The organism is Pedococcus ginsenosidimutans (assembly GCF_039544395.1).
Lineage (GTDB): Bacteria > Actinomycetota > Actinomycetes > Actinomycetales > Dermatophilaceae > Pedococcus > Pedococcus ginsenosidimutans.
The window spans coordinates 238,685-256,839 of sequence record NZ_BAABLO010000012.1 but is presented as its reverse complement, the minus strand read 5'-3'; the positions used below and the strand labels follow the sequence as shown (position 1 = coordinate 256,839).

Genomic DNA, 18,155 nt, shown 5'->3' with positions numbered 1-18,155 from the left:
CGCCAGCCTAGGGGGCGGTGCAGCGGTTGCGGGTGAGGCGGTGTCGGTCAGGCGTCCCCGACGGTGACGGCCTCGGCCTCGAGGTCGCGCTCCTCGGTGGTGGCCTGCGTGCCGTGGCCGTGCTCCGTGTCGGTCGCCTGGACCTCGCGGCGGGCAGTGAGCAGGACCAGGACGGCCAGCACCACGGCGCCCGAACCGACCCAGAAGGGCACGTGCACCGACCGCTCGCCCAGCTTGCCCGCGAGGTACGGCGCGATCGCGCCACCGCCGAACCGGACGAAGCTGTAGGCCGCGGACGCCACGCCGCGCTCCACGGGGGACACCTTCATGACGGTCTCGGTGATGAGGGTGTTGTTGATGCCCAGGAACGCACCGGCGAGGATGACGCCCACGACGAGCACGGGCTTGTGCTCGGTGCCGATGGCCATCACCGCGAGGATGACGGCGAACCCGAGCAGGGCGCCGATGATGCCCGGCAGCGTGCCGAAGCGGCGCTGCAGGCGGGGGGCGACGACCACCGAGGTGAAGGCGAGCAGCAGGCCCCAGCCGAAGAAGATCAGGCCGACCTGGTGGGCGCCCATGGCCAGCGGGAACGGCGTGAACGCCAGGAGCGTGAAGAAGCCGAAGTTGTAGAGCAGTGCGGTGAGCCCGACGGTCAGCAGCCCGCGGTGGGACAGGGCCCGCAACGGGGCGCTGATGCTGCTGCGCCGGCCGGTGGGCGGGGTCGCGGGCAGGGTCGCGATGATGGCGACGAAGGCGATGAGCATGAGTGCCGAGACGCCCCAGAACGGCCAGCGCCAGGAGTGCCCGCCGAGCCAGCCACCGAGCAGGGGGCCGGCGGCGATGCCGACACCGAGGGCGGCCTCGTACAGGATGATCGCCTGGCCGACCGAACCGCGGGCCGCGCTGACGATGGTGGCCAGGGCGGTGGCGATGAACAGCGCGTTGCCGAGGCCCCACACCGCGCGGAACGCCACGATGCCGCCCACGGAGTCCTGGGCACCGGCGAGGCCCGCGCCGACGATGATGACGAGCAGTCCGAGCAGGAGCGTCCGCTTGGCGCCGGCCCGGCTGGACACCCAACCGGTGATGAGCATCGCGACGCCCATCACGGCCATGTAGCTCGTGAAGAGCAGTGACACCTGGGACGCGCTCGCGCCGAGGTCGTCGGCGATGGGCTTGAGGATGGGGTCGACGAGGCCGATGCCCATGAAGGCGATGACACAGGCGAAGGCGACGGACCAGACGGTCTTGGGTTGGCGCCACATGAGGAGCTCAGACGTCCTTTCGGGTGGGGGTGCTGGGGGTGGTCTGTGGGGTGGTCTGCGGGGTGGGTGCCTGCGACGGAGGGGCGACCCGCTGGAGCAGGCCTTCCACGACGGCGGCGGCGTCACGCAGCCGCTCGACCTCGTCCTCGTCCAGGCCGGCGAGCGTGGGGGAGAGGACTGCGGCCCGGGCGTCGCGGATCGCCTCGAGGGTGTCGCGTCCCGCCGGGGTGAGGGACAGCAGGCTCGCCCGCGCGTCGCTCGGGTCGGGCACGCGCTGCGCCCAGCCGGCGGACTCCAGGCGTTGCAGCGCCGTCGTCATCGTGGGCTGGCTGCAGTGGTCGGCCTCGGCGAGGACGCTGACCCGCGCGGGGCCCAGCTCGTCGAGCAGGGCCAGCAGCCGGGCCTGGGCGAACGGCACGTCGAAGGAGGCGAGCCGGGAGGCCCATCGCGACAGCCGGGCGGCAGCTCGCAGCAGGTCGTTGGCGACCGCCTCCCTCGTCTCCATGTTCTGCACGGCTCCATATTACATAGGTTGGCTATATAAACCAATCCGGCGCCTCCTCCGCCCCGAAGGTGTGGTGAGACCGTCACGCGGCTCCGCCGTCGCGCGCCCACACCCTTGCCAGCAGGAGGCACCCATGAAGTCGCTCCGCCCCGGAGACCTCGCACCCGAGTTCGCCCTGCCCGACCAGACCGGCTGCATGCGGAGCCTCACCGCCCTGCTGGAGGAGGGCAGCGTGGTGCTCTTCTTCTACCCGGCGGCGCTCAGTGCCGGCTGCACCAAGGAGGCCTGCCACTTCCGCGACCTGCGCGCCGAGCTCGCCGCGGTCGGCGCCCAGCCGGTCGGCATCAGCATGGACAGCGTCGAGGCCCAGGCACGGTTCGACGGCAAGGAGTCGCTGGGGATGCCCCTGCTGTCCGACGCTGACGGTGCCGTGGCGACGGCGTACGGCGTCCGCCGCAAGTACCTCACACCGGTAAAGCGGGCGACGTTCGTGATCGCCCCCGACCGCCGCATCACCGAGGTCGTCCAGAGCGAGTGGAGCATGGACCGCCATGCCGACGCGGCGCTCAAGGCGCTCGGCGCGCCGGTCGCGCGCTGACCCTCAGCCGCGCAGCGACCTGACGGTGTCGACCGTGTCGGCCTCGGCTGCCGTCTTGTCGTCGCGGTAGCGGATGACCCGGGCGAACCGCAGCGCCATCCCGCCGGGGTAGCGCGAGGACGTCTGGATGCCGTCGAAGGCGATCTCGACGACCTGCTCGGGACGGACGTGGACGACGTGGCCCTTGCGGCTCGTCTCGAGCTCCAGGAACCGAGCCGTCTGCCAGGCCAGGACCTCGTCGGTCATGCCCTTGAACGTCTTGCCCAACATCACGAAGTCGCCGGTGCCCGGGTCGCGGGCCCCGAGGTGGATGTTGGACAACCAGCCCTCGCGCCGGCCGCTGCCCCACTCGACGGCCAGGACGACGAGGTCGAGGGTGTGCCGCGGCTTCACCTTGACCCAGCCCGCCCCGCGCCGGCCCGCGGCGTACGGCGCGGTGGGGGACTTCACGACGACACCCTCGTGCCCGTCGGCCACGAGCTGGTGGAAGAACTCGGCGGCCTGCGTCGCCGACGAGGCGGTGGTCCGCGGCACCAGCCAGGGCTCCGGCACGAGGTCGGCCAACCGGGCGAACCTCTCGGTGGCCGGGAGGTCGAGGAGGTCCTCGCCGTCCACGTGGAGCAGGTCGAAGAAGTAGGGCGTGACCGGGACGGTGGCGCGCAGCTCGTCCACCCCGGTGCTGCTCATCGTCCTCGACGCCGTCTCCTGGAACGGGCGCGGGCGACCCGCGCCGTCGAGCGCGATCGCCTCACCGTCGACGACGAGCCGCTGGGCGGGCAGCGTGAGCACGGCCTCCACGACCTCCGGCAGGCGGTCGGTGATGTCGTCCAAGGAGCGCGTGAAGAGACGCACGTCGTCGCCGTCGCGGTGTGCCTGCAGCCGGATGCCGTCGAGCTTGCCGTCGACCACGACGCCCTGGCCCTCCACCGCGGCCTGCTCCCAGGCGGCGTCGACGTCCGGTGCCGACGCGGCGAGCATGGGCCGCAGCGGCCGTCCGACCTCCAGACCGATCTGCGCGAGCGCCTCGCGGCCGCCGGCCAGGGCGGCAGCCGCGACCGGACCGGTGTGGCCGGCCAGCATGACCGCGCGCCGCACCTCCGCCTCGGGCACGTCGGCCGCGGCCGCGACCGCGGCCAGCATGACGCCGTCGAGCGCGCCCTGCCTGACCTGGCCGGTGACGAGGGCGCGCAGGTAGTCCTGCTCGTCGCTCGTGAGCCGTGAGAACAGCTCGGTGACCGCGGTGGCCCGCGCCGCCGCCGAGCCGGAGCCGCTCACAGCGCCGATCGTGGTGAGCGCCCGGTCGACCTCCGCCACTGTGGCGGTCGGCTCAGCGGCGGCATCCGGCAGGGTGGCGAGGCCCCGCCAGCTCACCCCGATGCGGCGCTGCGGCAGCACCCCGGACAGGTAGGCCGCCACCGTCGCGGCGTCGTCCGGGCCGGCGGCACGCAGGGCTTCCGCGACCGCGGCCGTCTTGGCCAGCCGTGAGCGGGTGGCGGAGGCGGCGCGGGAGGCGGCGACGACGTCGGCAAGGAGCACGCTCCGAACCTATCCGCCGCCTCCGACAGGCGCCTCCGACGAGCGTGCCCCGACCGTCCGCCCCGACGTCCTACCCCCGTCACGACCCGGCGAGCACGTCCTCGAGGTCGCGTGACTCCAGCCCGTGCGCCTCGGCGACCGGGGCGTAGGTCACGTGGCCGTCGTGGGTGTTGAGGCCGAGGGCCAGCGGGCGGTTGGCGCGCAGCGCCTCGCGCCAGCCACGGTTGGCGACCTGCACCGCGTACGGGAGCGTCACGTTGGTGAGGGCGTAGGTGCTCGTGTGGGGGACGGCGCCGGGCATGTTGGCGACGCAGTAGAACACCGAGTTGTGCACCTCGTACGTGGGGTCCGCGTGGGTCGTCGGACGGGAGTCCTCGAAGCATCCCCCCTGGTCGATGGAGATGTCGACGAGGACCGAGCCGGGCTTCATCCGGGAGACCTGCTCGTTGGTGACGAGCTTGGGCGCCTTGGCGCCGGGGACGAGCACCGCGCCGATGACGAGGTCGGCGTCGCTGATCGCGCGCTCCACCTCGTAGGCGTTGGACGCGACCGTCTGGCAGTGGCCCTGGTAGATCGCGTCGGCGTGGCGCAGCTTGGCGATGTCGCGGTCGAGCAGCAGCACCTCGGCCTGCATCCCGAGGGCGATGGCGGCGGCGTTCATGCCGGACACCCCGGCCCCGATGACGACGACCTTGGCGGCGTAGACCCCGCTCACCCCGCCCATGAGGACACCCCGGCCGCCCTGGGCGCGCATGAGGGTGTGCGCGCCCACCTGTGGGGCGAGACGCCCGGCGACCTCGGACATCGGCGCGAGCAGGGGGAGTGACCGGTCCGGGAGCTCGACGGTCTCGTAGGCGATGCCGGTCACCTTGCGCTTGACCAGCTCCTCGGTGAGGGCGCGGTCCGCGGCGAGGTGGAGGTAGGTGAAGAGCGTCTGGCCCTCACGCATCCGGTGGTACTCGGGCTCGATCGGCTCCTTCACCTTGAGGATCAGGTCACCGGTGCCCCACACGTCGTCGGCGGTGTCGAGGATCGTGGCGCCGGCGGCCACGTAGTCGGCGTCGAGGATCGAGGAGCCGACGCCGGCCTCCTTCTCGACGTAGACGTCGTGGCCGTGGACGACGAGCTCGTGCACGCCCGACGGGGTGATGGCGACGCGGTACTCGTTGTTCTTGACCTCGCGGGGGATCCCGACCTTCATGTGACGCTCCTCCATCGTTCGGCGTGGTCCTCGAACAATGGCGGACTCACGGCCCGGTGCCAACCGCTGGATGGTGGAGGGAGCAACCACCCACCCGGGCAGGAGGCGTCAGGGGGCGATGGCGGCCGAGTGGTTGAGGGCGCCGATGAGGGCGACTCGCCACGGGGTCACGTCCCGGCTCGTGCGGCAGGACGCCCCGCCGCAGGAGCAGGCCCAGACCCAGCCGCCCTGCGGGGAGCGCAGGACGCGGGGGTGGTGGGTGGAGGAGGACCGGTGGGCCGAGCGGCTGTTCACGATTCGACGGTAGGCCTGTGGCGCCAGGCAGATTCGGCGCCGCGCCGCAGGTCGTCCCCGTGGCCCACCGGATACCAGCCGAACGGACGAGGGCGGGACCGGGAGATCTCCCGGTCCCGCCCTCGGCGCGGGTGTCGAACGGTGCGGGTCAGCCGGCGCTGAACACGTTCGGCACGGGGCGCTGGGCCTCGGAGAGGCTGCGGTCGAGGCGCACGACGGTGCCGGAGGGCAGGCGTCCCAGCATCGTCGTCGAGCCGCCACCGTCGAGGTTCGTGGCGTTGTAGGAGCCGAGCTGCTGCATGTAGTCGGCCATCTGGTGGATGGTCGCGCCGCCGTAGCGGACCCCGTTGATCGTGGCGCGTCCGGAGACGGTGACGAAGAGCAGGTCGCCGGTCTTCGTCCAGCCGATGGCGGTGCGCGGGCGGAGCTCCTCGTCGCGGCTGCCGCAGGTGCCGCCGTTCTTGACGCCGGCGTTGAGGAACCTCGCCCCCCGGCCCACGGCCTCCCAGATGATGAACTTGGCGTCGCTGTGGGCCGCGTAGCTCACCGAGACCGGGGTGCCGACGGGGAGCTTGGTGAGCCAGGTGCCCGCCGTGCCGTTGGCCGTGAGGATCGTCTGGCCGGCCGCAGGGGCCTTGCCGCGGTAGCCGCCGTAGCGGATGCCGGCGACCTTGCCGGAGACGAGGACGATGTCGACGACGCCGTAGGGCCGCGACTGCGAGCCCCAGGCGGGCGTGTAGACGTTGATGCCGCCGGTGACGTACTCCCAGTTGAGACCCGAGATCCCCTGGTAGCCGCGGCCGCTGGCCGTCGCCGTCCCGCTGAGCCACAGCCGGCTCGGCGAGGACTCGCCCGCGCGACCGACCGCGATGACGGGGTCCTGGACGTTGCGGGCCTTGGTCACGCGACCCGCGGTCATCTGCGGGAGGTCCGGCAGGGCGCCACGAGTGAGGTTGAAGACCCCGCCGTTGACCATGACGGCCGCGTTCGAGGCGTAGTTGAGGTAGGTCGAGGGGATGTGCGAGCTGGTCAGCGTGGAGGACGCGTGGACGCGGGGGTTCAGGCTGGACGACGCCGGCACCTTCACGACCGCGATGCGGGTGGCCGCCTGCGGGTTGCTGGGGGTCGCGCCCGTGTCCCAGACCTTGACGGACAGGCCACCGGTGAGGGTGGTCGTGCTCGGGGTCCTGGACAGCAGGGTCGGCGTGGCCTTGCAGGTCACCGCTGTCGCGGTCTGCGGGGCGCTGACGAGCAGCGTGCACCCGAGCGCGGCGGCGAGGGTGGGGACGAGGGAGGGGGCGAGGCGACGGGAGAGGGTCGATGCGTTCACGGTGGTCCTGGGGGGTGCGTCGGGCCCGGGGAGGCAGACCACCGGCGCGCCGGATCCGGGTGCCGGCGCAGTGAACCGTGATGGGGGTGGCGGTCCGACGGCACCGTACGGTGGCGCGGCCCCACCCAGGCGGCGACAGGCCGCATCGCGACCGTTCGGCCGAGGGACGTCGGACCGGACAGCCCGGCGGGGGTGTGGCGCCGGTCAACCACCGGCAAAGCGCAGGTCAGCGGCGGGTCAAGAAGGGGTCAGGCGCTGTCGGGTCAGGCGCTGGCCGCCGTGAGCGGGGGGAACCGGTCCCTCAGGACGGCCGCGACCGCCGGGGGAGTGAACCACGTGGGCAGTGCCTCGCCGCGGGCCAGGCGCTGGCGCACCTCGGTGCCCGACACGGTCCGGACCCGCGTCCCCGGCGGCACCTGGTCGACCGGTTCGTAGCTGTCGGTGTCCTCGACGTAGCCGAGCTGCGGGAAGGACGCCATCCGTACCTCCAGCTCGTGCTGGTGCTGCCGGACGAGCTCCTGCGCGGCGTACGCGCCGTAGAAGGGGCGGCCGTGGCTGTCCGGTCCGGGCCCGGCGTGGTCGCGCCCGATGATCATGTGCGACGCGCCGAAGTTCTGCCGGATGATCGCGTGCCACAGCGCCTCGCGCGGCCCGCCCATGCGCATGGCGAGGGGCAGGATGGCCAGGGTCGCCTGGCCGGCGGGGTAGCTGGGCATGAGGCCGCGGTAGCAGGCCACCCGCGTCGGCACATCGATGTCGCCGGGCTTGGTGGGCCCGACCACGGGCTGGACGAGCAGGTGCGCCCCGGTCTCGCGCGCGGCCCGCACGGTGAGCTCGTGGTGGGCCCGGTGCATCGGGTTGCGGGTGTTGAACGCCACCACGCGCGTGATGCCGAGCTCGGTGAAGTGCCGGCGCAGCGCGGCGGGGGTGAACCGCAGGTCCTGGTCGTCCCGCCCGGGTGGGGCGACGGCCCGCGGGAGCACCTCGAGCGGCCCGGTGACGTACCAGGGCTCGGTGCGGTGGACCAGCGCGTCGACGCTCGGGTGGGCGGTGTCGTCGGTGCCGAAGACCGCCGTGGCCTCCGCCAAGGGGTCGACCCGCCAGGCCCGTCGGGGTTCGAGGACGGCGAGCAAGGCGCCGTCCGCGTCCCGCAGGGCCAGGTGGCCGCGGGCCTCCGCGGCGCGGAGAGTCTGCTCGTCGACGTCGAGCGCCACCGGCATCGGCCACAGGGTGCCGTCCGCGAGCCGGAGGCCCTCGCACACCGAGTCGTGGTCCTCGGGGCCCATGAACGTGGTCAGCGGCGAGAACGCCCCGCAGGCCAGCAGCTCGAGGTCGCAGCGCTGGCGCTCGGTGAGGTGCCGCGCAGGCCACCGTACGGCGCGCCGCTCGAGCTCGGCAGCCCGATCGGGGGCCACCACGAGGTCGACGAGGGTGCCACCGTGGGGCCGTGCCAGGGTCTTCCCCTCTGACTGCACCTGCTGCCCCCTCCGTCGAGCCACCGTGCCTCGATTGTGCTGGCGTCTCGGGGTGCCGAGGTCGTCCCTCCGACGTAGTGGCTCCTCCGGCAGGCGTCGGGTGCGGACGGGTGCAGGCGTCGGGGTGCAGGCTTCGGGGTGCGGGCGACGAGGCACCTGACGGCGTCCGGCCTCCTTCAGGACCGCGCGCTGAGAACGACCTTGAGGGCCTGGGTGTCGGCGGCGTTCGCGAAGACCTCGTAGGCCTGCATGAAGTCGCCGAGCCCGAAGCGGTGCGTCACGAGCTGCCCCAGGTCGAGCTGCCGGCTGGCGAGCAGGCGCAGCAGCGTGGGCGTCGAGTAGGTGTCGACCAGGCCCGTGGTGATGGTGACGTCCCTGATCCACAGGTCCTCGAGGTGCAGGGTTGCCGGCTTGCCGTGGACCCCCACGTTGGCGACGGTGCCGCCCGGCCGCACGAGGGCGGCGCACTGCTCGAACGTGCCGGGGACGCCCACGGCCTCGATCGCGACGTCGGCGCCCAGGCCGTCGGTGAGCCCGCGGACGACCTCGAGGGCGTCGTCGTGCGTCGCGTTGACGACGACGTCGGCGCCGACCCGCTTGGCGGCCTCCAGACGGGACTCGGCCAGGTCGATGGCGACGACGTGCGCCGGGCTGAACAGCTTGGCGCCCATGATCGAGGAGAGCCCGATGGGGCCGGCGCCGACGACGGCGACGACGTCGCCGGGGCGCACGTGCCCGTTGAGGACGCCCACCTCGTAGCCGGTCGGGCCGATGTCGGCGAGCATGAGGACCTCCTCGTCGGTGACGCCGGCAGGGATCGCGAAGGTCGAGGTGTCGGCGAACGGCACGCGGACGTACTCCGCCTGCGTCCCGTCGACGAGGTGCCCGAGGATCCAGCCACCGCCGCCGAGGCACTGGCCGTAGCGGGCCTCTCGGCAGAAGCGGCACGAGCCGCAGGCGGTGATGCAGGAGACGAGCACGCGGTCACCGGGGGAGAGGTTCTTGACGCCCGAGCCGACCGACTCGACGGTGCCCACTGCCTCGTGCCCGAGGATGCGGCCTTCGGTCACTGCCGGGACGTCGCCCTTGAGGATGTGCAGGTCGGTGCCACAGATGGTCACCGAGTCGACCTTGACGACCGCGTCCGTGTCGTCCTGGATGGAGGGCTTGGGGACCTCCTCCCACGACTTGCGGCCCGGTCCGTGGTAGACGACGGCGTGCATGGGGAGCTCCTCTCGCGGCCTGCACCCTGCAGGTCCCGCGATCACTCCACCGTGCGGCGCCGTGGAGCAGGAGAGGCCTTGGTCCCGCATGGCGCAGGGATCTCCGTCCGCGCTCGGGCCCTCGCTCGGTCGGCCACGCCCCGTCACTGGTGTCGGGAGGGGGAGCCGCGTCGACCTCTGACGGACGGCGAGCGCCCCGGCGAACCGCACACGAAGAAGGACCCCGACACGGTGTGTGTCGGGGTCCTTCTGGTGTGGTGTCCGGAGGGGGACTTGAACCCCCACGCCCGATAAAGGGCACTAGCACCTCAAGCTAGCGCGTCTGCCATTCCGCCACCCGGACAGGGTGTCCAGCGGGCCTCCGGGAGGAGCGCCTGCTGCGACCCGGAACGATACACGGCGGGAGCCGCAACTCCCAAACCGCCCCTGTGGCAAGGAAATGGGGGGTCGGAACGGGCCGTGGAACGGGTGGCCCCCACGCGTCGCCACCCGTCCGCCGCAGCGCCGGCGCGCCTAGGGTGGAGGCCATGAGCGCCACCGCCAACCCCACGCCGGACGCCACCGCCGACCCCGAGGCCACCGGGCCCGCCGACGAGGTCGTGCGCATCTGCCGCGACCTCATCCGCATCGACAGCACCAACTACGGCGACGGCAGCGGGCCCGGGGAGCGGGAGGCGGCGGAGTACGTCGTGGCCCAGCTCCGCGAGGTGGGGCTGGGCCCGACGGTGGTCGAGAGCGACCCGGGGCGCACCAGCGTCGTCGTGCGCCTCGAGGGCGAGGACCGGGACCGGCCCGCCCTGTGCATCCACGGCCACCTCGACGTCGTGCCCGCCAACGCGGCGGACTGGCAGGTCGACCCGTTCAGCGCCGAGCTCCGTGACGGCTGCGTCTGGGGCCGCGGTGCCGTCGACATGAAGGACATGGACGCGATGATCCTGGCCGTGGTCCGCGACCTCGCCCGGCGCGGTGCCAAGCCGCCCCGCGACCTCGTCGTCGCGTTCTTCGCCGACGAGGAGGCGGGCGGGGTCAAGGGTTCCCACCACGTCGTGAAGACGCACCCAGAGCTCTTCGAGGGGGTCACCGAGGCGGTGAGCGAGGTGGGCGGCTACAGCGTGACGGTGCCGACCCGGGGCGGCGACGAGACCCGTGCCTACCTCGTGCAGACCGCGGAGAAGGGCATCCTCTGGCTGCGGCTCGTGGCCACCGGTCGCGCCGGCCACGGCTCGGTCCCCAACCCGGACAACGCGATCGTCCACCTCGCCGAGGCGATCAGCCGGATCAACGCGCACAAGTGGCCGCGCGAGTACATCGCCTCGGTGCGCGAGCTGCTCAACGGGCTCAGCGACCTCACCGGGACGAGCTGGTCGGACGAGGACCTCGACGAGCTGCTCGAGCACCTGGGGGGAGCGCAGGGGTTCGTGCGCGGCACGCTGCAGGACACCGCCAACTTCACGATGGCCGAGGCCGGGTACAAGCACAACGTCATCCCCCAGAGCGCCAGTGCCGCGCTCGACTGCCGCTTCCTGCCCGGCCACGACGACGACCTGCTCGCGACGATCCGCGAGCTCGCGGGGGAGCACGTCGAGGTGCAGGTGGTGCACCGCGACATCGCCCTCGACGCACCGTTCGAGGGCCCGCTCGTCGAGGCGATGACCGCAGCGCTGCTGGCCGAGGACCCGGGTGCACAGGTGCTGCCCTACTGCCTGTCCGGAGGCACCGACAACAAGGCGCTGAGCACCCTCGGCATCACCGGCTACGGGTTCGCGCCGCTGCAGCTGCCGGCCGACCTCGACTTCGCCCCGATGTTCCACGGCATCGACGAGCGGGTGCCGGTGGCGGCGCTGGAGTTCGGGGCCCGCGTGCTGAAGCGGTTCGTCGCCACCTGCTGACCGGCAACCGCCTGGGTACCGGCCCGTAGCCTCCGCGCTCCGCGGTCGTTGACCGGGCAGAGGACCCCGACCTCTGTCCGGCAAAGGAGCCACCATGACCAGGCGTCGCCAGCACACGTCCACCCTGCGACTCGTCGCCGCCCTCGGGGCCGCCGCCGCCCTCCTGGGCGCGGGCGCTACGACGTGTGAGGCGCTGATGCTGCCCGAACCGGTGGCCACCGGCGTCGGCGGCGTGACGTCGACCGTCACGGGTGCCACGGGCTCTCTGGGTCTCCCGGTCCCGGGGTCGACCACGCCCGCCCCGTCCGGCTCCACCACGACGCCCTCCCACCCGGCGGCCGGATCGACGTCCGGCAGCACTGCGTCCGGCAGCACTGCGTCGGGCGGCTCTCGCGGTGCGGGCTCGCCGCGGTCCTCGGCGACCAGCCCTTCCGCCACCTCCGCGCAGAGCCGTCCGGCCGGGGACGGCGTCGTCGCCGACACCCCGGCCGCGACCGCCTGCCTCATCCCGTCCCGGGGGGCGTCACCCGCGGTCGAGGTCGACCTGCGCGCCGCGGGCGTGGACCTGTCCTCCCCGCTGGTCCGGCAGTTCCCCCAGGCCCTCGCTCCGTGCCCTGCCGGTGCGGTGCCGGCCGGGGACCACGTGGCGTCGCTGGACGCCGCCGTCCAGGGGCTCCTCGGCGCCTGCGTGCGGGTGACGCGCCAGGTCGTGCCCCTGCAGACGACGCTCGTGGTGCTCGACCACGACGTCATCCGTGAGCTCACCGCGGCCGGGGTCCCGCTCCAGCGCCTCGTCGTCCCGTGCCCGCGTGCGGCCACGTCCCACACCCCCGCCGGGGCACCCGCGGGGTCAGGCCCGTCGCGACCCGCGGCCGGCGACCGGCCCGGTGCCGCGTCGGCCCTGCCGGGTCGGCTGGCCTTCACCGGCGGCGACTTCGTGCCTCTTGCAGCGGTCGGGTCCGGCCTGCTGTGGCTCGGCCTCCTGCTGAGCCGCCGCGCCCGGTCGCTCAGTGCGCGCGCGGGACGCGGATGATCTTGCGGCGCAACCAGGTGCGCTGCACGCCCCCGAGGTAGATGCGGGTGCGGTGGAGCTCCCAGTGCCCGTACTCGGCATGGTCGGCGAGGGTCCGCCGGATGTCGGACCGGGAGTCGCCTCGGGCGAAGCTCAGGACGCGGTACTCGTACTCAACCATCACCGCCATTTGTACCCGGAACCCGCTACGGTCTCCACATGACCGCAGACCCGCGTGGCGCGCTGGCCGACCTCGTGGCCGCCTTCGAGCGGCACCTCGAGGCCTCGGCCTCCAAGCGCGGTGAGGACGACCCCACGGTCATCGCCGCCTACGACGACCTCGCGGACGCCTTCGCCGCGTACGACGACACCCTGCTGCAGGCCTACGGGGAGATGACCCCGCTCGACATCTACGACGGTGACGACGAGGACGACGACGAGGACGACGACGAGGACGAGGAGGAGCTCGACGACCACTCCGACGAGGACGGCGACGGCGCGGTCTACTCGGGCCTCGACGACGCCGACTACGACGACGGCGACGAGGACGACGACCGCCGCTGAGCCGTCACCGCACGCGACCCGGCTCGGGTCAGGCCGACACCTCGTCGAGGGCTGCCACGAGCTCCTCGGGGAGCTCGAGGGCCTCGCTGGCCAGTGAGGTCCGCAGCTGCGCGGTGGTCCGGGCGCCGATGACCGGGGCCACCACACCGGGGCGGTCGCGCACCCAGGCGATCGCGACCTCCGCCGGGGTGACCTCGAGGCCCTTGGCCGCGATGGCCAGGGCCTCCACGATGCCGGTGCTGCGGTCGTCGAGGTAGCGGGCGGTGAACCGGGGGAAGTCGCGCGAGGCTGCCCGGGAGTCGGCCGGTACGCCGTGGCGGTACTTGCCGGTGAGCACGCCGCGGCCGAGCGGCGACCAGGGGAGCAGCCCGAAGCCCAGGGCCTGCGAGGCCGCGAGGAGGTCCGGCTCGGGGGAGCGGTTGACGAGGGAGTACTCGACCTCGTTGGCCACCAGGGGCACCCGTGCCTGCTCGAGCAGCGACAGGGCGCGCGCGGTCTGCCAGCCACTGAAGTTGGACACGCCGACGTAGCGGGCCCGGCCGGTGCTGACCGCCCACTCGAGCGCTGACAGCGTCTCGGTCAGGGGCGCCTCGTCTGACCAGGTGTGCACCAGCCAGAGGTCGACGTGGTCGGTGCCCAGGCGCTCGAGGGAGGTGTCCAGCTGGCTGAGCAGGCTGTGGCGCGAGGTGTCGACGACGCGGTGGCCCGAGCGGCGCGAGATGCCCGACTTGGTGCAGATGACGAGGTCGTCGCGGTCCACCTCGTCCTCGATGAGCCGCCCGATGATCTCCTCGGAGGCGCCGTCGGAGTAGCCGTGGGCCGTGTCGACGAGGTTGCCGCCGGCGTCGACGAAGGTGCGCAGCTGCTCACGCGCCGCCTCCTCGTCGGTGGTCCGTCCCCAGGTCATCGTGCCGAGGCCGAGGCGCGACACCGTCAGACCCGAGCTCCCCATTCGTCGCTGGCGCATGGTCCCGTACCGTAGCCGCCGCGTCGGCCCCGCACCGGGCAGGCCCGCCGATAGCCTCCGTCCCATGGAACTCGGTGTGAACCTCGGCTACTTCGGGATGGGTGTCGACCAGGACAACGTGGCGGTGGCGCAGGAGGCGGACCGGCTCGGCTACGCGGTGGCGTGGGCGGCCGAGGCGTACGGGTCGGATGTCCCCACGGTGCTGTCGTGGATCGGGGCGCTGACCGAGCGCATCCACCTCGGTGCGGCGGTGATGCAGGTGCCGGCGCGCACCCCGGCGATGACGGCGATGACGGCCGCGACGCTGGACACCCTGTCCGGGGGCAGGTTCCGGCTGGGCCTCGGGGTCAGCGGACCGCAGGTGAGCGAGGGCTGGCACGGGGTGCGGTTCGCCGCTCCGCTCGGTCGCACCCGGGAGTACGTCGACATCGTCCGGATGGCCCTGCGCCGGGAGACGGTCTCCTACCAGGGCAGGCACTTCACCCTGCCGCTGCCCGACGGCCCCGGGAAGGCGTTGCGCCTCACGATCCACCCGCCCCGTCCGGACCTGCCCATCTACCTCGCCGCGGTCGGCCCGAAGAACCTCGAGCTCGCCGGTGAGGTCGCCGACGGCTGGCACGCGATCTTCTTCAGCCCGGAGCACTCCCACGAGCAGGTCGAGAGCGTCGCGACCGGCCGCCGGCGGGCGGGACGTGGGACCGGGGACGACCCGCTCCACGGCTTCGACATCGCGCCGTCGGTGCCCGTGGTCATCGGCGACGACGTCGAGGCCGCGGCCGACGCCGTCCGGCCCTACGCCGCCCTGTACATCGGGGGCATGGGCTCGCGCGAGCAGAACTTCTACAACCAGCTCGCGTGCCGGATGGGCTTCGAGGACGCGGCTGCCCGGGTCCAGGACCTGTACCTCGCGCGCCGGCACCGCGACGCCGCCGCCGCGGTGCCCTTCGAGCTCATCGACGCCACCTCCCTGATCGGGCCCCGGGAGCGCATCGCGGCCAGGATCGGGCGGTATGCCGACGCCGGCGTGGGCACGCTGTCGGTGGCCCCGTTCGCCGGTGGCCTCAACGAGCGCCTGCATGTCGTCCGGACCATGGCGGAGGTGATGCGCGAGACTGTCGGCTGACCGGCTGCCTCGCCCCACCCCGCGCACCTCGCCCCGGGCCGACCGACCTCGCGCCCTCGACCTGAAAGCAGTGCCGTGACCCTCAGCTACCTCGACGCCGTGATCCTCGGCATCGTCGAGGGACTCACCGAGTTCCTCCCCGTCTCCTCCACCGGGCACCTGACCATCACCGAGAAGCTGCTCGGCCTCACGGTGGACGACCCCGGCGTCACGGCGTACACCGCCGTCATCCAGCTCGGGGCCATCGTGGCGACGCTGCTCTACTTCCGCCGCGACATCGTGCGCCTGCTCGTGGCGTGGGTGGCGGGCCTGCGCAGCGCGCAGGGTCGCACCCACCACGACTACCAGCTCGCCTGGGCGGTCATCGTCGGGTCCGTCCCGGTCGCCGTCGTGGGCTTCCTCGCCAAGGACCTCATCAGCGGTCCGCTGCGCAGCCTCTGGGTCGTCGCGTTCGCGCTGGTGCTCTGGAGCGCCGTCATGTGGCTGGCCGAGACCCGGCACGCCGCGCTGGCCCGCCGCGGGGAGGAGCGCCACGAGGGCGACGTCACGCTTCGCGACGGCATCGTCATCGGCCTCGTCCAGTGCGTGGCCCTGGTGCCGGGTGTCTCCCGCTCCGGCGCCACGATCTCCGCCGGGCTGTTCCGCGGCATCGACCGTGTCACCGCCACGCGGCTGTCCTTCTTCATGGCGATCCCGGCCCTCACCGCCGCCGGCCTGTTCGAGTTGGCGAGCGAGGCGGACCACCTCAAGCTGCTCGGTGTCGGCCAGATGGTCGTCGGCGTCGTGGTGTCCTTCGTGGTCGCCTACGCCTCGATCGCGTGGCTGCTCAAGTTCGTCAGCAGCAACAAGATCACGGCGTTCGTCTGGTACCGCGTGGCGCTGGGTGCGGCGCTCGTCGTCGTGCTCGCTGCAGGCTGGATGACCGCGACCTGAGCCGGGTTCAGGAGCTGACGACCCACTCGCCGTAGAAGAGGCCGAGCCCGGCGAGCACGCAGATGCCGGCGATGATCCAGAAGCGCACGACGATGGTGACCTCGGGCCAGCCGACCACCTCGAAGTGGTGGTGCAGCGGGGCGATCCGGAAGACGCGTCTCCCGGCCAGCCGGAAGCTGGCCACCTGGATGATGACCGACAGCGTGATGATGACGAAGAGGCCGCCGAGCAGGCCCAGGAGCAGCTCCGTGCGGGTGAGGATGGCCAGCCCGGCCAGCGCTGCGCCGAGGGACAGCGACCCCGTGTCGCCCATGATGATCGCCGCGGGGGCGGCGTTCCACCAGAGGAACCCGAAGCAGGCGCCTGCCACGGCGGCGGCGACGACCGCGAGGTCCAGGGCGTCCGCGACGGGGTAGCAGTGCGGGCCCGGCGAGACGGAGCAGCTCTCGTTGTGCTGCCAGAGGCTGATCATCGTGTAGGCCCCGAAGACCATGACGCAGGACCCGGTCGCGAGGCCGTCCAGGCCGTCGGTGAGGTTCACGCCGTTGGAGGCGCCGGTGATGAGCAGGTTGGACCACAGGAGGAACAGCAGGGCGCCGAGCACCGGCCCGGCGAAGGCGAGGTCGAGCCTGGTGTCGCGCACGAACGAGACCGCGGTCGACGCCGGCGCGTTCCCGTCGGCGTCGTGGGTCCACAGGGCCAGGGCCACGAAGGCGACGGTGACCAGGGCCTGGCCGGCGAGCTTCTGCCGCGAGGTCAGCCCGAGGCTGCGCTCGGCACGGATCTTGGTGTAGTCGTCGAGGAACCCGACGACGCCGAGGCCGACGAGGAGGAACAGGACCAGCAGGGCGCTGACGGAGACGCTGCTGTGGGTCACCACTCCGGCCCTGCTGCCCTCCATGACCCGCAGGACGCCGTGCGAGCCGAGGTAGCCGACGAGTGCGGCGACGATGATCACGCCGCCACCCATGGTCGGCTTGCCGCGCTTGACGTGGTGCAGGGTCAGGTCGTCGTGGATCGGCTGGCCGTAGCCGCGGCGGACGAGGAACCGGATGACCAGCCGTGTCCCGAAGAGGGCGACGAGCAGGGCGATGCCGCCCGCCAGCATCACGTTGACCATCGACTGTCTCCCTGGTTCGGCGTCCGAGGGCGGGCCATCGGCACAAACCGCCACGAACCCCCGCCGGCCATGGAACATAGCCACGTCGGCGCGGGGGCCGGGGGAGGGCGCGCCGGTGCGGGCGCGCGGGGACGATCTAGAGCCAGTCCGACCGGCGGAACGCCCGGTACAGGCCCAGGCAGGCCACGGCCATGACCCCGAGCACGACGTGGTAGCCGTAGGACCACCGCAGCTCGGGCATGTTGTCGAAGTTCATGCCGTAGATGCCGGCGATCATCGTGGGCACCGCGGCGATGGCGACCCAGGCCGAGATCTTGCGCATGTCGCTGTTCTGCTGGACCGAGATCTGCGCCAGGTGCGCGTTGAGCACGTCGGTGAGCAGGCGGTCGTACGACTCCACGTGGTCGATCACGCGCAGGAGGTGGTCGGCGACGTCGCGGAACAGCAGCCGCATCTCCTTGACGCTGACCGGGCTCCGCGAGCCGTCGTGGAGCATGCTCAGCGGCGCGGCGAGCGGGTTCGCCGCACGCCGGAACTCGAGCACCTCGCGCTTGAGTCGGTAGATCTGCCCGGAGTCGGTGTCGCGGGCGCCGGAGAACACCGCGGCCTCGATCTCCTCGAGGTCGTTCTGGAGCTCGGCGTCGATGGCGACGTAGTTGTCGACGATGGCGTCCATGACGGCGTGCAGGACGCTGACCTCGCCGTGGCGCAGCTGCTGGGGCATGCCCTCGAGCCGCTGGCGCACCGTGGCCAGCGGGCTCGCGTCGCCGTAGCGGACGGTGACCACGAAGCGGTCGCCGACGAAGAGCATGACCTCGCCCGTCTCGACGTCGCTGGTCGCCTCGACGTAGCGCAACGTCTTGAGCACCACGAAGATCGTGTTGTCGTAGAGCTCGACCTTGGGCCGCTGGTTGCCCTTGACCGCGTCCTCGACGGCGAGCGGGTGCAGCTTGAGCTCGTCGTTGACGAGGTCGAACTCGGCGTCGGTCGGGTCCTTGAGCCCGATCCAGAGGAACGCGTGCGGGTCCTGCCCGGTGCGCAGGGCCTCGAGGGCGTCGCTGAGGTCCCCGCAGGGCTCCCGGATGCCGTCCCGGTAGATGGCTTGGTCGACGATCAC

Annotated in this window: 18 protein-coding genes and 1 tRNA gene; 6 read left to right on the top strand and 13 right to left on the bottom strand. The window is 72.6% G+C overall.

Annotated features, from left to right (window positions below; all coding sequences use genetic code 11):
- Positions 1-47: 47 nt before the first annotated feature.
- Together ABEA42_RS15845 and ABEA42_RS15840 are read right to left on the bottom strand one after the other, a co-directional pair.
- Complete coding sequence (locus ABEA42_RS15845; RefSeq protein WP_345504829.1) at positions 48-1,268, bottom strand: MFS transporter; 1,221 nt, start codon at positions 1,266-1,268, stop codon at positions 48-50.
- A gap of 7 nt (positions 1,269-1,275) precedes the next feature.
- Positions 1,276-1,773 (bottom strand): MarR family winged helix-turn-helix transcriptional regulator, encoded by a 498-nt coding sequence (locus tag ABEA42_RS15840; protein WP_345505042.1) that lies wholly within the window; start codon positions 1,771-1,773, stop codon positions 1,276-1,278.
- 133 nt (positions 1,774-1,906) lie between these two features.
- On the opposite strand from ABEA42_RS15840, the gene ABEA42_RS15835 reads away from it, so the two are divergent.
- Positions 1,907-2,371, top strand: a complete 465-nt coding sequence (locus ABEA42_RS15835) for a peroxiredoxin (RefSeq protein ID WP_345504827.1) — start codon at positions 1,907-1,909, stop codon at positions 2,369-2,371.
- Between the two features lie 3 nt (positions 2,372-2,374).
- Here the strand turns inward: ABEA42_RS15835 and ABEA42_RS15830 are convergent, their stop codons facing one another.
- From ABEA42_RS15830 to ABEA42_RS15800, 7 genes are all read right to left on the bottom strand, one after another.
- Positions 2,375-3,907: an ATP-dependent DNA ligase gene (locus tag ABEA42_RS15830; protein ID WP_345504825.1), complete on the bottom strand. Its 1,533-nt coding sequence runs from the start codon at positions 3,905-3,907 to the stop codon at positions 2,375-2,377.
- 79 nt (positions 3,908-3,986) lie between these two features.
- Positions 3,987-5,108: an alanine dehydrogenase gene (gene ald, locus ABEA42_RS15825; protein WP_345504824.1), complete on the bottom strand. Its 1,122-nt coding sequence runs from the start codon at positions 5,106-5,108 to the stop codon at positions 3,987-3,989.
- A gap of 108 nt (positions 5,109-5,216) precedes the next feature.
- A complete protein-coding gene (locus ABEA42_RS15820) occupies positions 5,217-5,402 on the bottom strand; it encodes a hypothetical protein (protein WP_345504822.1) in 186 nt (61 codons plus the stop codon).
- Between the two features lie 148 nt (positions 5,403-5,550).
- Positions 5,551-6,732, bottom strand: a complete 1,182-nt coding sequence (locus tag ABEA42_RS15815; protein WP_345504820.1) for a phosphodiester glycosidase family protein — start codon at positions 6,730-6,732, stop codon at positions 5,551-5,553.
- Positions 6,733-6,995: 263 nt separating this feature from the next.
- Positions 6,996-8,207 carry a sulfate adenylyltransferase gene (gene sat / locus ABEA42_RS15810; RefSeq protein WP_345504819.1) on the bottom strand — a complete coding sequence of 404 codons (1,212 nt, stop codon included), beginning with the start codon at positions 8,205-8,207 and terminating at the stop codon, positions 6,996-6,998.
- 176 nt (positions 8,208-8,383) lie between these two features.
- Positions 8,384-9,430, bottom strand: a complete 1,047-nt coding sequence (locus ABEA42_RS15805; protein WP_345504818.1) for a zinc-dependent alcohol dehydrogenase family protein — start codon at positions 9,428-9,430, stop codon at positions 8,384-8,386.
- A 255-nt stretch (positions 9,431-9,685) separates the two neighbouring features.
- Positions 9,686-9,773: transfer RNA gene (locus ABEA42_RS15800), tRNA-Leu, on the bottom strand.
- Positions 9,774-9,957: 184 nt separating this feature from the next.
- On the opposite strand from ABEA42_RS15800, the gene ABEA42_RS15795 reads away from it, so the two are divergent.
- Positions 9,958-11,319, top strand: a complete 1,362-nt coding sequence (locus tag ABEA42_RS15795) for a M20/M25/M40 family metallo-hydrolase (RefSeq protein ID WP_345504817.1) — start codon at positions 9,958-9,960, stop codon at positions 11,317-11,319.
- A 94-nt stretch (positions 11,320-11,413) separates the two neighbouring features.
- Positions 11,414-12,352 carry a hypothetical protein gene (locus ABEA42_RS15790; protein WP_345504815.1) on the top strand — a complete coding sequence of 313 codons (939 nt, stop codon included), beginning with the start codon at positions 11,414-11,416 and terminating at the stop codon, positions 12,350-12,352.
- On the opposite strand, the gene ABEA42_RS15785 is transcribed toward ABEA42_RS15790, so the two are convergent.
- Positions 12,327-12,512 carry a DUF5703 family protein gene (locus ABEA42_RS15785; RefSeq protein WP_345504814.1) on the bottom strand — a complete coding sequence of 62 codons (186 nt, stop codon included), beginning with the start codon at positions 12,510-12,512 and terminating at the stop codon, positions 12,327-12,329. The two genes, ABEA42_RS15790 and ABEA42_RS15785, sit on opposite strands and share 26 nt — an antisense overlap.
- Before the next feature lie 38 nt (positions 12,513-12,550).
- Between ABEA42_RS15785 and ABEA42_RS15780 the strand changes: the two genes are divergently transcribed.
- Positions 12,551-12,895, top strand: coding sequence for a hypothetical protein (locus tag ABEA42_RS15780; RefSeq protein WP_345504812.1), 345 nt, complete (start codon positions 12,551-12,553; stop codon positions 12,893-12,895).
- Between the two features lie 28 nt (positions 12,896-12,923).
- Here the strand turns inward: ABEA42_RS15780 and ABEA42_RS15775 are convergent, their stop codons facing one another.
- Complete coding sequence (locus ABEA42_RS15775) at positions 12,924-13,862, bottom strand: aldo/keto reductase (RefSeq protein ID WP_345504811.1); 939 nt, start codon at positions 13,860-13,862, stop codon at positions 12,924-12,926.
- Between the two features lie 64 nt (positions 13,863-13,926).
- On the opposite strand from ABEA42_RS15775, the gene ABEA42_RS15770 reads away from it, so the two are divergent.
- Both ABEA42_RS15770 and ABEA42_RS15765 read left to right on the top strand, forming a co-directional pair.
- A complete protein-coding gene (locus ABEA42_RS15770; RefSeq protein WP_345504809.1) occupies positions 13,927-14,985 on the top strand; it encodes an LLM class F420-dependent oxidoreductase in 1,059 nt (352 codons plus the stop codon).
- 75 nt (positions 14,986-15,060) lie between these two features.
- Entirely contained in the window at positions 15,061-15,918 is an 858-nt protein-coding gene (locus ABEA42_RS15765) for an undecaprenyl-diphosphate phosphatase (RefSeq protein ID WP_345504807.1), read from the top strand.
- Between the two features lie 7 nt (positions 15,919-15,925).
- Here ABEA42_RS15765 and mraY read toward each other — a convergent pair whose 3' ends face one another.
- Together mraY and corA are read right to left on the bottom strand one after the other, a co-directional pair.
- Positions 15,926-17,038, bottom strand: coding sequence for a phospho-N-acetylmuramoyl-pentapeptide-transferase (gene mraY / locus ABEA42_RS15760; protein ID WP_345504805.1), 1,113 nt, complete (start codon positions 17,036-17,038; stop codon positions 15,926-15,928).
- 136 nt (positions 17,039-17,174) lie between these two features.
- Entirely contained in the window at positions 17,175-18,155 is a 981-nt protein-coding gene (corA, locus tag ABEA42_RS15755) for a magnesium/cobalt transporter CorA (RefSeq protein WP_345504803.1), read from the bottom strand.

Bases quoted from the DNA above. Each gene is read 5' to 3' on its own strand.
- ABEA42_RS15805 (WP_345504818.1), bottom strand. From the start codon at position 9,430: ATGCACGCCGTCGTCTACCACGGACCGGGCCGCAAGTCGTGGGAGGAG.
- ABEA42_RS15785 (WP_345504814.1), bottom strand. From the start codon at position 12,512: ATGGTTGAGTACGAGTACCGCGTCCTGAGCTTCGCCCGAGGCGACTCC.
- mraY (WP_345504805.1), bottom strand. From the start codon at position 17,038: ATGGTCAACGTGATGCTGGCGGGCGGCATCGCCCTGCTCGTCGCCCTC.
- ABEA42_RS15780 (WP_345504812.1), top strand. From the start codon at position 12,551: ATGACCGCAGACCCGCGTGGCGCGCTGGCCGACCTCGTGGCCGCCTTC.
- ABEA42_RS15790 (WP_345504815.1), top strand. From the start codon at position 11,414: ATGACCAGGCGTCGCCAGCACACGTCCACCCTGCGACTCGTCGCCGCC.
- ABEA42_RS15840 (WP_345505042.1), bottom strand. From the start codon at position 1,773: ATGGAGACGAGGGAGGCGGTCGCCAACGACCTGCTGCGAGCTGCCGCC.
- ABEA42_RS15835 (WP_345504827.1), top strand. From the start codon at position 1,907: ATGAAGTCGCTCCGCCCCGGAGACCTCGCACCCGAGTTCGCCCTGCCC.
- ABEA42_RS15845 (WP_345504829.1), bottom strand. From the start codon at position 1,268: ATGTGGCGCCAACCCAAGACCGTCTGGTCCGTCGCCTTCGCCTGTGTC.
- ABEA42_RS15770 (WP_345504809.1), top strand. From the start codon at position 13,927: ATGGAACTCGGTGTGAACCTCGGCTACTTCGGGATGGGTGTCGACCAG.
- ald (WP_345504824.1), bottom strand. From the start codon at position 5,108: ATGAAGGTCGGGATCCCCCGCGAGGTCAAGAACAACGAGTACCGCGTC.
- ABEA42_RS15795 (WP_345504817.1), top strand. From the start codon at position 9,958: ATGAGCGCCACCGCCAACCCCACGCCGGACGCCACCGCCGACCCCGAG.
- ABEA42_RS15775 (WP_345504811.1), bottom strand. From the start codon at position 13,862: ATGCGCCAGCGACGAATGGGGAGCTCGGGTCTGACGGTGTCGCGCCTC.